This is a genomic window from Lutibacter sp., from assembly GCF_016342705.1.
GTDB lineage: Bacteria > Bacteroidota > Bacteroidia > Flavobacteriales > Flavobacteriaceae > Lutibacter.
This window is the reverse complement of the sequence record NZ_JAEINV010000003.1, coordinates 44,468-58,323: the sequence shown is the minus strand read 5'-3', so window position 1 is coordinate 58,323 and position 13,856 is coordinate 44,468. Positions and strand designations below refer to the sequence as shown.

The window sequence follows — 13,856 nt, the reverse complement described above, 5'->3', positions numbered from 1 at the left end:
ACAAAAAACTCCTGTAATTTGCAGGAGTTTTTTGTTTTAATATATATTTGTTACTTATGAAGGTAGATTATATAATTGTAGGCTTAGGTCTCGCTGGTTTAGCTTTTTCCAAAGAATTAGAAAAAAATAATAAATCATTTATTGTTTTTGAAAACAATTCTCAAAACTCATCAATTGTTGCTGGTGGCGTTTACAATCCTGTTATTTTAAAACGATTTACACCAGTTTGGGAAGCTAAAAATCAGTTGGAAATTGCAATACCTTTTTATTCAGAATTAGAAGATCAATTCAAAAAAAAATACAATTATTCCTTAGATATTTTCAGAATATTTAAATCTATTGAAGAACAAAACAACTGGTTCATTGCAACAGATCATCAACAGCTATCAGAATATATGATTCCGAAAATTGAGAATTCGAAAATAAAAGGAATTATTTCAAATTATGGCTATGGAAAATTGATAAACACTGGTTGGGTTGACACAAAGAATCTTTTAGAAGATTATAGAAATTATTTATCAATCAATAAAAAGTTACTTCAAGAAGATTTCCAATATACAACCTTTAATATTCAAGAGAATTCCATAATATACAATTCAATTACATGTTCAAAAATTGTTTTTTGCGAAGGTTTTGGCATCAAACAAAATCCTTATTTTAATTATTTGCCAATGCAAGAAGCAAAAGGAGAACTTATAATTATTCACGCACCAAATTTAAATGTGAACGCCTTAATAAAAGCGGCTGTGTTTGTACTTCCTTTGGGAGATAATTATTATAAAATTGGCGCTACTTTTAATTGGAACCACAAAACCTCAATCCCAACAGATGAAGGCAAAAATGAATTGAAAGAAAAGTTGGATACTTTTATAAATGTTCCTTACAAAATTGTAGAACAATTAGCTGGAATTAGACCAACCGTAAAAGATAGACGACCATTATTAGGAACGCATCCAAATTATCCAAATTTAGCAGTTTTAAATGGTTTAGGAACACGCGGAGTAATGATTGCCCCTACTGCTGCAAAACAACTTTATAATTACTTAGAGAATAAAATTGAAATAAATAATGAATATTCTATTCTTCGTTTTTTAAAGAATTAAAAGCGTTTTTATCAAAATGCACAAAAATATTAATCCAAATAATTCTAGATAACCGAATTGAAATAGGTGTAGTTAATATCAACACTACAACAATTGGAATAAAACTTTCTAACATCGTTAAATCAAAAAACAGCACAGAAATAGCAAATGTAATAATGGCTAAACCCACTGTTAAACCGTAATTAACATACATTGCACCGTAAAAAAATGAAGGTTCCATCATATATTTTAATCCACAATTACTACATTTCTCATGCATTTGAAATGCTTTATGTAATATAAATATATTTTTTTCTTTCATAAAATCTCCTTCCTGGCATTTCGGACATTTATTGTGTAATATACTGTAGAGTTTAGATCCTTTCTTAAACATTTTAGTGAACTATTTTTAATTAAAAACTTTAATTGAGTGCCAATTTTTTTTATAGTAAATTTGTACGTTTTTTTAAAACTAATACAAAATTACACTAAATAATAAAAATAAATGCTTAACGTACATAATTTAACGGTAACCTTTGCCGGTTCTGATTTATTTTCTGGAATAACTTTTAAGTTAAATAAAGGAGATAGAATTGGATTGATAGGGAAAAATGGTGCAGGGAAATCGACATTATTAAAAGTAATTTCTAAAGATATTGAAAGTTCTGGCGGAACCATGGCTTTTGATAAAGATGTGCGTATTGGTTTTTTACGACAAGATATTGATTTTGTTGAAGGTAGAACTATATTAGAAGAAGCGTACCAAGCCTTTGAAGAAATTAAACAATTAGAAGCTAAAATTGATCAAATTAATTTTGAATTAGCCGAAAGAACCGATTATGAAAGCGAGTATTATCATGATTTAATGGTAAACTTAAATGAATTTTCTCATAGATATGATTTAATTGGTGGTTATAACTACCAAGGAAATACTGAAAGAATTCTACAAGGTTTAGGTTTTCAACGTGAAGATTTTGATAAATTAACTGAAACTTTTTCTGGTGGATGGAGAATGCGTATTGAATTGGCAAAATTATTATTACAAGATAATGATATTTTATTGCTAGATGAGCCAACGAATCATTTAGATATTGAATCTATTATTTGGTTAGAGAATTTCTTAAAAGCCTATTCAGGTGCCATAGTTTTAGTTTCACACGATAAAATGTTTTTAGATAATGTGACAAACCGAACTATTGAAATTTCATTGGGTAAAATTTATGATTATAAAAAACCGTACTCGCAATTTTTATTATTACGCGATGAAATAAAAGAAAAACAATTACAGGCTCAAAAAAATCAGGAGAAAGAAATAAAAGCAACGCAAATATTAATTGATAAATTTAGAGCAAAAGCCAACAAAGCTTCCATGGCGCAATCTTTAATCAAAAAATTAGATAAAGTTGAGCTAATTGAAGTTGACGACGACGACAATGCTGTTATGAATATTCGTTTCCAAATATCAAAAGATCCTGGAAAAGTAGTTTTTGAAGCTGAACATTTATCAAAAAGTTACGGAGACAAACATGTATTAGAAAATGTTGATTTATTAATTGAACGCAATAGCAAAATAGCATTTGTTGGTCAAAACGGCCAGGGAAAATCTACGTTGGCAAAAATTATGGTGGGTGAAATTGCCCATGGTGGTCATTTAAAACTGGGCCATAATGTTCAAATTGGCTATTTCGCTCAAAATCAATCAGAATATTTAGAACCTGAGAAAACGGTACTAGAAATTATGGAAGATGCCGCAACAGATGGAAATAGAGCGAAGGTTAGAGATATGCTGGGTTCATTTTTATTTGGAGGTGATGCCGTTGATAAAAAAGCAAAAATGCTATCAGGAGGTGAACGAAACAGATTGGCGCTTTGTAAATTATTATTATTACCATTTAACGTACTAATAATGGATGAGCCAACAAACCACTTGGATATTGCATCAAAAAATGTATTAAAACAAGCCCTTAAAAAGTTTGATGGAACGCTAATTTTAGTTTCGCATGATAGAGATTTTTTGCAAGGTTTAGCAACAACAGTGTATGGATTTAAAGATAAAGTTATAAAAGAATATTTAGGAGATATAGACTTTTTCTTAGAGCAACATCAAATTGAAAATTTAAGAGAAGCTGAAAAAAGAACTGTAGTAGAAACAGCTTCTAAACCATCCAAAAAAGGTGAATTTCAACTTTCAAAAGAAGAAGAAAAAGAACTAAAAAAGTTAAAAAATCAATTATCTAAAATTGAAACCCAAATTGATACGTTGGAAAAAGAAATTTTAGAAATGGATACTGAGCTAGCTAAAGATTATGAAAAAACAGCTTCTGAAATTAATTTCTTTGAAAAATATGAATCTAAAAAGAAAAAAATTGAAGATTTAATGGAAGAATGGTCTGAAATTGAAGAAAAAGTAACAAATTGTTCCTAGAAAATTTACATAGCAGAATTCAGCAAATTCACTTTTCGGAAATTGCAACTAAAGAAGTTTCGTTATATATAAAGCGAGAAGATGAATTGCATCCATTTATTTCAGGAAATAAATACCGAAAACTAAAATACAATTTACAGGATGCTAAACGGTTAGAAAAATCTAAACTCATAACCTTTGGTGGTGCATATTCAAATCATATTGCGGCAACTGCTGCTGCTGGATTTGAATATAATTTTGAGACAATTGGAGTAATTAGAGGCGATGAATTAGCTTTAAACACTGATGAAGTTATTCTAAACAATCCAACTTTAAAATTTGCTTCACAACATGGAATGAAATTTCATTTTGTATCAAGAAGCACCTATAGAGAAAAAGAATCAACAAGTTTTATAAATAATTTAAAAGCAGAATTTGGTGATTTTTATTTGATACCAGAAGGTGGAACAAATAATTTTGCAGTAAAAGGTTGTGAAGAAATACTAACTGATAAAGATGAAATATTTAATGTTATTTGTTCTGCAATAGGTACTGGCGGAACCATTTCTGGAATTATAAATGCTTCAAAAAAACATCAAAAAGTAGTTGGTTTTCCGGCACTAAAAGGTGATTTTCTTCAAAATGAAATTAATAAATATATACTAAAAAAAGATAATTGGTGTTTAAATACTAATTATCATTTTGGTGGATATGCTAAAATATCTGAAGAATTAATTACATTTATCAATAAATTTAAAAAGGAAACAACCATTCCACTAGACCCTGTTTATACTGGAAAAATGTTGTTTGGAATAATAGATTTAATTAAAAATGATTATTTTAAAAAAGGAACAAAAATAATAGCTATTCATACTGGTGGTTTACAAGGAATTGATGGAATGAATCTATATTTAAAAAACAAAAACTTACCTCAAATTAATTAATTTATGAAATTTAAATATCTTATAATTTTTATTTTTTCAATTGTATTTTTATCAAGTTGTAAATCAAAAAAACATGTTGTTCATTCACAACCCAAAAAAATATATCCAAAAGTTGTCCAAAAAAATAAAGATGAGGTAACGAAAATTGAAGACAAAACTTCTATAAAATCAACTATTTTTAATTCCACTGAAGACTATATTGCGTTTTTTAAAGATGCCGCAATTGAAGAAATGAAAATTTATAAAATTCCTGCAAGTATTACATTAGCACAAGGAATTTTAGAATCTTCAAGCGGAAATAGTGAATTAACAAAAAGATCTAACAATCACTTTGGAATTAAATGTCATAAAGGCTGGGAAGGCGAACAAACACTTCATGATGATGATGAAAAAGGAGAATGTTTTAGAGTATACAAAGACCCTACAACCTCGTATAGAGATCACTCTCTATTTTTAACCTCAAGAAGTAGATATTCAAAATTATTTTCATTAGAATCTGGCGATTATGTTGGTTGGGCTAAAGGGCTTAGCGAAGCTGGTTATGCCACAGATAGAAGATATCCAGCAAAATTAATTGGTTTAATAGAAAAATTTGAATTACATAAGTATGATACTCAGGTTTTAGGAAGAAAACATATTGTTGAAAAATCAGATATAACTAAAAACCATAACGTTCAAAAAGGAGATACTTTGTATAATATCTCAAAAAGGTATGGGTTATCTGTTGATGAATTGAAAGATATAAACGATTTAAAATCTAATGAAATTAGTATCGGACAAATATTAATTATTTCAAAATAAAAAAAAAAGATGCTACAAAATGTAGCATCTTTCCAAACAAATATAATTAAACTAATTTTATCCTTTATTTTTAAATTGTCTTTGCGAATTATTTCCTTTTGTTCCTTTCGCATCTTTATTTTTAGATCTGTTCATCATAGTACTTTCCCATTTGACAAACTGATCTTTATTTAAGATTTTTTTCATTTCAGCTTTATGAGCCGCTTGTTTTTCTAATCTGTTATTTTCAAAAGCATATTTCTCATCAGCTGTTAAATTGCCACTTTGTTTTTTTTGTCTAAATTCATCTCTCAACTGATCATTTTCATTTGCAGATTTTAAAAGCATTTGTTCAACTTCTTTTTGTTGATTCGCATCTAAGTCAAGATTTAGTGTCATTCTCTTAGTTTGTAAAGCCACTCTTTGCTCTATTGATAAATCAGAATCGCTATTCGCTCCTCCTCTTTGTTTTCCTTGTGCACTCATTGAAATTGACAATAAAAGTACGATTGCTGTTAAGCCTATTAATTTTTTCATAATTATGTGTTATTTAATTTATTTTATATCCTTAAGACTCTTGAAAATATGAAAGGTTTAATATGTTAACAATCATTAACACTACTTAACAATAGTTTTAAAGTCAACTTTAACAATTTTATTTAGAATTATTAAAAATAGTGTACTTTTGCAGCGTATGATGAATAAACTTTCAGACTGGTTACCTACAACAAATAAAGAGGTAAAACTTAGAGGATGGGAAGAATTAGATGTAATTCTTTTTAGTGGAGATGCCTATGTAGATCACCCAGCTTTTGGTCCTGCCGTAATTGGTAGAATTTTAGAAAGCTATGGTTTAAAAGTTGCTATTGTACCTCAGCCTAGTGTAAATGATAATTTACAGGACTTTACCAAAATGGGAATTCCTAAATTATTTTTTGCAGTAACTGGTGGTTGTATGGATCCAATGGTTAGTAATTACACTGCCAACAAAAAAAGTAGAGATCACGATGCGTATACTCCAAACGGAGATAAAGGGTTTCGTCCAGATTATGCAACAACAGTTTATACCAATATTTTAAAAGATAAATTTCCTGATATTCCCGTTTTAATTGGTGGAATTGAAGCCTCCTTGCGTAGAGTTACACATTACGATTATTGGAGTGACACCTTAAAACCAACCATTTTAAAAGATTCAAAAGCAGATTTGTTGGTGTATGGAATGGGTGAACAACCACTGAGAGAAATTGTAAACTTGTTACAAAAAGGAGTTCCTTTTTCAAGTTTACGAACAGTAAAACAAACAGCTTTTTTATTAAATAAAGGGGAAGAAATTCCAAAAAATAAAAATTGGAAAGATGTTACAATTAATTCTCACGAAGTTTGTTTGAAAGATAAAAAAGCGTACGCTTCAAATTTTAAAGTTATTGAGCAAGAGTCTAACAAGTTGTTTGCAGATAGAGTTTTTCAAGATGTTGGAAATACCAAATTGGTTATAAATCCGCCTTTTGAAACAATGACAGAAGCTGAAATAGATGCTTCGTTTGATTTACCTTTTACAAGATTACCACATCCAAAATATAACAAAAGAGGTCCAATTCCTGCTTTTGAAATGATTAAATTTTCTATAAATATTCATAGAGGATGTTTTGGAGGTTGTAGTTTTTGTACAATTTCTGCACATCAAGGAAAATTTATTGCGAGCAGAAGTCAAGAATCTATTTTAAAAGAAGTTGACAAAGTTGCAAATATGCCCGATTTTAAAGGCTATTTATCTGATATTGGTGGACCATCGGCAAATATGTATAAGATGAAAGGAAAAGTGCAAGAAATTTGTGATAGATGTGTTTCTCCTTCGTGTATTTCGCCAGTAATTTGCCATAATTTAGATACTTCACACAAACCATTAACAGAGCTTTATAAAGCAGTTGATAGTCATCCTAAAATTAAAAAATCGTTTATAGGAAGTGGTATTCGTCACGATTTATTAGTTCCGGAATTTAATAAATTGGCTGATCCAAAAGAGTTAGATGCGTATACTGAAGAAGTAATGACAAACCACGTTTCTGGACGATTAAAAGTGGCTCCTGAACATACATCTGATAATGTGTTGAAATTAATGCGTAAACCTTCATTTATTTATTTTCATAAATTTAAAGAACGGTTTGATAAAATTAATATCCGAAAAAGATTAAATCTACAATTAATTCCATATTTTATTTCAAGCCATCCTGCTTGTGAGTTAGAAGATATGGCAAATTTAGCTGCAGAAACCAAAGATATGGGATTTCAGTTAGAACAAGTGCAAGGTTTTACACCAACACCAATGACGGTAGCTACGGTAATTTATTACAGCGGTTACCATCCGTATACGCTAAAACCAATGAAAACTCCAAGAACAAAAACGGAACGCGAAGAACAACATCGCTTCTTTTTTTGGTATAAAAAGGAAAATCAGCAGTGGATTAGAAATACATTGACAAAAGTTGGAAGAACCGATTTACTTCAAAAATTACTGCCAGACACCAATAAATGGAGAAAAAATAAAGGTAATAAAGCAAAAGACACTTTTGATGATACTGTTTCTTTCAATTCTGGAAGAAAGAAAAAATTCAACAAAAAGAAAAAGGGTTAAGAATTTATTGTAAATAATTAATATCTTAAATTTGTCAACTACAAAAACATTAATTTAAGATGAAAAAAATTTGCTTATTATTTCTACTAATAACAACTTCAATATTTGCACAAGAACCAGTTAAAGTTGATTTAAGTAATCCAAACGCAACTATTTTAACACATTGGTATTTTTTACAAGAAAATTCATACGAGCCAGAAAATGCAGCTAAAACAATTTATGGTTTTGAAGGAGAAGAAGCCGTTGAAATTGCAAAAAAACTAAAACAAATTATTGTTGGAAAAGGCTTGAAATTTGATTTCAATAAAATCCCAATGGATTCTATGTTTGTAGATTCTTCTCAAGTTTTAAACAAAAACAGATATTTGGTTTTCCCAATGCAATTACCAGATGTTTATTTAGAAAAAATTGGCAGCAATTGGTATTACTCTCCAGAAACAACAAGTAAAATAAATGAAATTTGGTCCAATGTTTTTCCTTGGTATACGGAGCAACTTCTTCAAATAATCCCAGAATTTGGCCATAAAACTTTTTTGGGAATTGAACTTTGGCAATACTTTGGTTTTGTATTTTTAATTTTTTGCTGCTTTATTCTATTTTATATTTTATATAGACTTGTATATTTTATATTACGAAAACTACAATATTGGATAGTACATTATAAAAATCAAGATGTAAATATTGCATTAAAAAAATTAACCAGACCAATTGTATTTCTTTTATTAATGGAGTTTGCTAAAAAGGTGCTTCCATCACTTTTTTTACCTTTAGACATTAATAACGTGCTGTTTTTAGGCTTAAACATAATGGTCACTGTATTTTGGATTTATGTTTTTCTTAAATTAGTAAAAGTAGCAATGAGTATTTATGCAATTTATGCAGAATCTACAGAAAGCAAACTAGACGATCAATTAATTCCTGTACTAAATAATTTCTTATCTGGTTTAGTTATATTTTTAGGATTTTTAAAATTCTTAACCATTTTTGGAGTAGATCCTGTAACGGTTGTTGCTGGAGCTTCAATTGGTGGTTTGGCGGTTGCATTGGCTTCACAAGACACTGTTAAAAACTTGATTGGAACCATCATGATATTTATTGATAAACCATTTCATATCGGTGACTGGATTGAAGCAGATATTGCTGCCGGAACTGTAGAAAAAGTTGGGTTTCGTTCAACAAGAGTTCGTGCAGCTGATACTTCAATTTTTCAAATTCCAAATAGTGCTTTGGCTGAAATGATTGTAAATAATAAAGGATTGAGAGCATTCAGAAGATATCAAACTAATTTAGGCGTAAGATATGATACACCTCCAGAATTAATTGAAGCATTTGTTGTTGGAATTAGAAAAATAATAGAAATTGATCCAGGAACAAGAAATGATGCTTTTAATGCAGAATTTATAGGTTTTGGTGATTCCTCATTACAAATTCTTTTAAATGTGTACTTTACAGAACTTGATTGGAATTCTGAACAAGCTTCAAAACATAAACTACATATGGAAATTTTAAAATTAGCCAAAGAATTAGGTGTAGAATTTGCATTCCCATCAACTACTTTAATGATAGAGCAATTTCCTGATAAAAAAGGAATTACAATGCCGTATAATATCGATAAAGAAAGAACTCAAAAAGTTTTAGATGCTATTAAATAATTTTTAAAAATGAAAAAAATACTATTTATTCTAGTAACCCTTGTGCTTTTTTCTTGTAAAAATGAAAAAGTTGCACGTAAACCAATTAAACAGGTTACTATTGAAGATAATATAACAGAAATGGAAATAAAATTGAGTAAATATATTTCATTTAAATTAACAGCAAACACAGATAATTTAACTGAAAATGAACAAAAAATGTTGCCGATTTTAATAAAAGCGGCATCTATTATGAATGACTTATTTTGGTATGAAGCTTACGGAAATAAACAGCAATTATTAGATAGTATTTCTGATGAAGACACCAAAAAATATATTGAAATAAATTATGGGCCTTGGGATAGATTAGATGGAAATAAATCATTTGTTGAAGGAATAAATGAAAAACCTTTAGGCGCAAATTACTACCCGAAAAATATTACAAAAGCCGAATTTGAAGCATTTCCAGATGAATCTAAATTAAGTGAGTATACATTTATTAGAAGAGATAGTTTAGGAAAATTAATAACAGTTCCATACCACCAGCAATTTAAAGAAAAGGTTGCAAAAGTTTCTATGTTGTTAATGGAAGCATCTATGTTAGCTGAAGATGAAGGACTTAAAAAATATTTAGAATTACGCTCTTTGGCTTTTTTAGATGACAATTACCAACCTAGTGATTTAGCTTGGATGGAAATGAAAACCAATACGTTAGATATTGTAATTGGCCCAATAGAAACCTATGAAGACCAACTTTTTGGAATTAAAGCTTCACACGAAGCGTACGTTTTAATTAAAGATCAAAAATGGAGCGCAAAACTAGCACGTTTTACTTCTTTTTTACCAGAACTTCAAAATGGATTACCTGTTGATTTTATTTATAAAGCTGAAATTCCAGGAACTGATTCTGATTTAAATGCGTATGATGTTGTTTATTATGCTGGAGATTGTAATGCGGGAAGCAAAACTATTGCAATAAATTTACCGAATGATGAAGAAGTACAATTACAAAAAGGTACAAGAAGATTGCAATTAAAAAATGCAATGAAAGCAAAGTTTGATAACATAATGCTACCTATTTCAAAAGTTTTAATTGACAGCACTCAACAAAAATACGTAACATTTGATGCGTTTTTCGCAAACACCATGTTTCATGAAGTTGCGCATGGTTTAGGTATAAAAAACACCATTAACAATAAAGGAACCGTTAGAAATTCATTAAAAGAATTGGCATCTGCATTAGAAGAAGGAAAAGCTGATATTTTAGGATTATATATGGTGCTACAACTTCATAAAAAAGGTGAACTTGATGGAAATATTCAAGAGTATTTCACAACATTTATGGCAGGAATATTCAGATCGGTTAGATTTGGAGCATCTAGCGCACATGGAAAAGCCAATATGATTCGTTTTAACTTTTTTAAAGAAAAAGGAGCTTTTACCAAAAATAAATGGGGAACATATACCGTAAATTACGATAAAATGGAAATTGCAATGACCGAATTATCTGAACTTATTTTAAAGTTACAAGGAAATGGTGATTACAATGGCGTTGCTAACTTGGTAAAAGAAAAAGGTGTAATTTCTCCAGAATTACAATCCGATTTAAATAAATTAAGTGAATCTAACATTCCCGTAGACGTTATTTTTGAGCAAGGAATTGAAATGTTAAAATAAAAGATGAAATAAAATTTCATCTTTTATTTTAACAATATTATTTAAATGAAAATCATGTTTAATTAACTGTATCTTTCTTTTTCTTTTTACCTGAAAGTAAACTATTTAATTTATTTTTCACTAAATTATCCACAGCTTCTTTAGGCTTAGTTACATCAATTTTTGGAGTGGTGGTTGTATTATTCACAGTGTCTGTTTCTTTGGTAACTGGAACTTTCAACAATCCAGATAACATATCTACACCCTTTCCTTTTAACTTATTTACATCCACCAATTGTTTTGTTAAGTTAGTAACAGACGATTTATAATCGGTTGTAACCGTTGGTTTAGTAAAATTTCCTCCAATACTTGCTGTAACGGGTACAATTAGCTTAGAAACATCTACTGAGCTCATTTTCGCCATTAATGAAGTCACTTCTGTTCCCAAATATTTTGCAGGAACCATAAAAGTTGCTTTATAATCCATTGTTTTATCAAAACCGTGGCTTCCGCTAATGTTAATATCAATATCTTTATATTTAATGGTAAAAGGTTTCACATTTACTTTACCGTTTTCAAAAGAAACCAATGCTTTAATATTATTTAAATCTAATTTTGAAAGGTCTATAAATTTAAGTTGAGTAGCTAAAGTATTTAATAACGGTGACGTTTTAGTATCCACATTTTTTGTTATAATTTCAGCTAGCGCATTTCCAGAAATTGTTCCTAAATTAGGAATAAAATCTTCATTTAAATTTCCAGAAAATTTTAGTGTTGAATTTAAAGTTCCATCAATAATTTGAGCAATTGGTGCAATTGCATTTAACATTTCCATTTTACTAAATGATTGTGCAATATTAAATGTGTTCATACCAATATCCATTGCAAAAGTTGGTGGAGCTTCTTTGGTTGAAACATTTCCATTCAACGCTATATTTCCACCAAAAATAGATGAAGTAACATTTTCAAGCGTTACTTTTTCATCTTTAATATACATTTTCCCTTTTAAGTTTTGAAGTTCTAAATTATCATACAAAACGGTTTTTGCTGAAGCTGTAATTGTACAATCTAAAAAAGCTGGTATTTTTAATGCTGCTTTTGAAGTTGATGCAGTTTCTTCTTTCGTTTCAACAGCATCACTCATAAAATCATTCACAGAAAAAGTATTAGATGTCAAATTAAAATTACCTTTTAATTGTTTATTTGAAACCACAAAACCAATAACATCTTGCATGGTTCCAGTTGCATTCATATCTGTTTTTCCAGTGGATGCACTAAACTGTGTTAATGTGATAACTTCAGGGGTGAAATTTATAGCAGTTGATTTTATATTAAACGGATTTTTAAATTCACTGCCGTTATACACAAAATCTGTTAAGGCCATTGTTCCGCTACTTTTTATGCGAGCATAATTACTTTTTTCAACAGCTTCCATATCAAAATTTGTGGTGATATCCATTTTCAATATTCCCGCTAATTTTTGTTCCATTTTAAACGGATACGCTTTTGAAATATTTGCTAAATTAATAGTTCCTTTCAATTTTGCATTTACCAAAGGATTGGTAGTTAAATTTTTAATTGCAGCACTTGATTCAAATCTATCTTGATCAATTCTAAAATTTAAAGCATCTAAATTAACATAAGTATCAGCAATAATTCCAGTTTCATTTTTAATAAGCGCTTTAATTACAATATTTTCCACACTTTTTGGTAAATCTGGATATTTAAAAGATGCGTTATTTGAAGCAATATTTATATCAAAATTAGGAATTCTATCATCATTATTCATTCCTTTAATAGCACCAATTACAGTAAAATCGCCTTCCGTTTTTACATTATCTAAATTTTTAGCATACTCTTTTGGCATTACTGCTAAAAAGTTTTTAAATGAAGATGTTGGCGTTTTAAAATTAATATCAATTTGTTGTCCGTTATCTAATAAAACTACATTTCCATCAAAAGTTAAAGGTAAACCGCTAATATTTGCTTCATTTTCTAAAAATGAAAAAGTAAATGTTTTTAAATCAATTCCAATTAAGGCGTCTAAGGATAATTCATTTTCTTCAAAATATTTAACTTTATCAAATTCAAAAGATAATTTAGTAGATGATTTTGTATCTAACTTTGATTTTTCGACTGACAAATCTCCTGAGCCAGAATGGTTAAAATCTTTTAAATCTAATAAAATATTCGATTCTTCATTTTTGTAAATAATACGGCTATTTGTAATTTCATAACTTTTTACAGCAAAATTTAAAGCGCCTTCCTCGTTTTTATTTTTATCATCAGAAGGTTTCATGATATCGTAATTTGTTTTCCCGTCTTTATTGGAAATAAAATTTAAATAAGCACCTTCTACTTTAATATCAGTTATTTGTATGGATTCGTTTTTACCTTTAAAAAGTTCACGAATTGGCATATTTAAACTTAATTGTTTTACAAAAGCCAGCGTATCATTTTCAAATGGAGCATTGGTAGTTATTTTAAAATCTGAAATAGTAAGTGCCGCACTTGGAAAGCTTTTAAACAAACTTAAATCAACGTCATTAAAAGCAACCTTCGCATTTACATTTTCATTGATGGCAGTTAAAACAGCTTCTTTAATTTTTCCTTTTAATAAAAATGGCGCCGCAATTAAAACACCTATAAACAGTATAAAAATTATAGCAAGTATTTTAATAATTTTTTTATTTTTCATGATTTAAAATATAATTTTAGGTTCTTTTT

The 13,856-nt window shown here is 28.9% G+C and carries 10 protein-coding genes; 7 read left to right on the top strand and 3 right to left on the bottom strand.

The features are described from left to right. Positions 1 to 56: 56 nt before the first annotated feature. Entirely contained in the window at positions 57 to 1,103 is a 1,047-nt protein-coding gene (locus JEY78_RS03910; RefSeq protein WP_291846914.1) for an FAD-binding oxidoreductase, read from the top strand. Here JEY78_RS03910 and JEY78_RS03905 read toward each other — a convergent pair. Beyond that, on the bottom strand, positions 1,078 to 1,476 hold the full coding sequence (locus JEY78_RS03905) for a DUF983 domain-containing protein (protein ID WP_291846911.1): 399 nt from the start codon (positions 1,474 to 1,476) through the stop codon (positions 1,078 to 1,080). The genes JEY78_RS03910 and JEY78_RS03905 overlap by 26 nt on opposite strands. 111 nt (positions 1,477 to 1,587) lie before the next feature. Here JEY78_RS03905 and JEY78_RS03900 point away from each other — a divergent pair, with 111 nt between their 5' ends. The 3 genes from JEY78_RS03900 to JEY78_RS03890 are packed head-to-tail and all read left to right on the top strand — an operon-like array spanning position 1,588 to position 5,231. Further along, positions 1,588 to 3,507 (top strand): ABC-F family ATP-binding cassette domain-containing protein, encoded by a 1,920-nt coding sequence (locus JEY78_RS03900; RefSeq protein ID WP_291846909.1) that lies wholly within the window; start codon positions 1,588 to 1,590, stop codon positions 3,505 to 3,507. Continuing rightward, entirely contained in the window at positions 3,498 to 4,430 is a 933-nt protein-coding gene (locus JEY78_RS03895) for a 1-aminocyclopropane-1-carboxylate deaminase/D-cysteine desulfhydrase (RefSeq protein ID WP_291846906.1), read from the top strand. Before JEY78_RS03900 ends, JEY78_RS03895 begins: the two co-directional genes overlap by 10 nt. Positions 4,431 to 4,433: 3 nt before the next feature. Continuing rightward, positions 4,434 to 5,231 carry a glucosaminidase domain-containing protein gene (locus tag JEY78_RS03890; RefSeq protein WP_291846903.1) on the top strand — a complete coding sequence of 266 codons (798 nt, stop codon included), beginning with the start codon at positions 4,434 to 4,436 and terminating at the stop codon, positions 5,229 to 5,231. Positions 5,232 to 5,288: 57 nt separating this feature from the next. On the opposite strand, the gene JEY78_RS03885 is transcribed toward JEY78_RS03890, so the two are convergent. Next, complete coding sequence (locus JEY78_RS03885) at positions 5,289 to 5,747, bottom strand: hypothetical protein (RefSeq protein ID WP_291846901.1); 459 nt, start codon at positions 5,745 to 5,747, stop codon at positions 5,289 to 5,291. Positions 5,748 to 5,907: 160 nt separating this feature from the next. Here JEY78_RS03885 and JEY78_RS03880 point away from each other — a divergent pair, with 160 nt between their 5' ends. Genes JEY78_RS03880 through JEY78_RS03870 form a run of 3 tightly spaced genes read left to right on the top strand, consistent with a single transcriptional unit; the run spans position 5,908 to position 11,150 of the window. Next, positions 5,908 to 7,842 carry a YgiQ family radical SAM protein gene (locus JEY78_RS03880; protein ID WP_291847381.1) on the top strand — a complete coding sequence of 645 codons (1,935 nt, stop codon included), beginning with the start codon at positions 5,908 to 5,910 and terminating at the stop codon, positions 7,840 to 7,842. A gap of 59 nt (positions 7,843 to 7,901) precedes the next feature. Beyond that, entirely contained in the window at positions 7,902 to 9,494 is a 1,593-nt protein-coding gene (locus tag JEY78_RS03875) for a mechanosensitive ion channel family protein (RefSeq protein WP_291846897.1), read from the top strand. 9 nt (positions 9,495 to 9,503) lie between these two features. Continuing rightward, on the top strand, positions 9,504 to 11,150 hold the full coding sequence (locus JEY78_RS03870; protein ID WP_291846894.1) for a Zn-dependent hydrolase: 1,647 nt from the start codon (positions 9,504 to 9,506) through the stop codon (positions 11,148 to 11,150). Between the two features lie 58 nt (positions 11,151 to 11,208). On the opposite strand, the gene JEY78_RS03865 is transcribed toward JEY78_RS03870, so the two are convergent. Continuing rightward, positions 11,209 to 13,827, bottom strand: coding sequence for an AsmA-like C-terminal region-containing protein (locus JEY78_RS03865; protein WP_291846891.1), 2,619 nt, complete (start codon positions 13,825 to 13,827; stop codon positions 11,209 to 11,211). Positions 13,828 to 13,856: the final 29 nt, after the last annotated feature.

Coding starts and splice junctions, on each gene's coding strand:
- JEY78_RS03875 (WP_291846897.1), top strand. CDS start 7,902: ATGAAAAAAATTTGCTTATTATTTCTACTAATAACAACTTCAATATTT.
- JEY78_RS03865 (WP_291846891.1), bottom strand. CDS start 13,827: ATGAAAAATAAAAAAATTATTAAAATACTTGCTATAATTTTTATACTG.
- JEY78_RS03890 (WP_291846903.1), top strand. CDS start 4,434: ATGAAATTTAAATATCTTATAATTTTTATTTTTTCAATTGTATTTTTA.
- JEY78_RS03885 (WP_291846901.1), bottom strand. CDS start 5,747: ATGAAAAAATTAATAGGCTTAACAGCAATCGTACTTTTATTGTCAATT.
- JEY78_RS03905 (WP_291846911.1), bottom strand. CDS start 1,476: ATGTTTAAGAAAGGATCTAAACTCTACAGTATATTACACAATAAATGT.
- JEY78_RS03870 (WP_291846894.1), top strand. CDS start 9,504: ATGAAAAAAATACTATTTATTCTAGTAACCCTTGTGCTTTTTTCTTGT.
- JEY78_RS03880 (WP_291847381.1), top strand. CDS start 5,908: ATGAATAAACTTTCAGACTGGTTACCTACAACAAATAAAGAGGTAAAA.
- JEY78_RS03910 (WP_291846914.1), top strand. CDS start 57: ATGAAGGTAGATTATATAATTGTAGGCTTAGGTCTCGCTGGTTTAGCT.
- JEY78_RS03900 (WP_291846909.1), top strand. CDS start 1,588: ATGCTTAACGTACATAATTTAACGGTAACCTTTGCCGGTTCTGATTTA.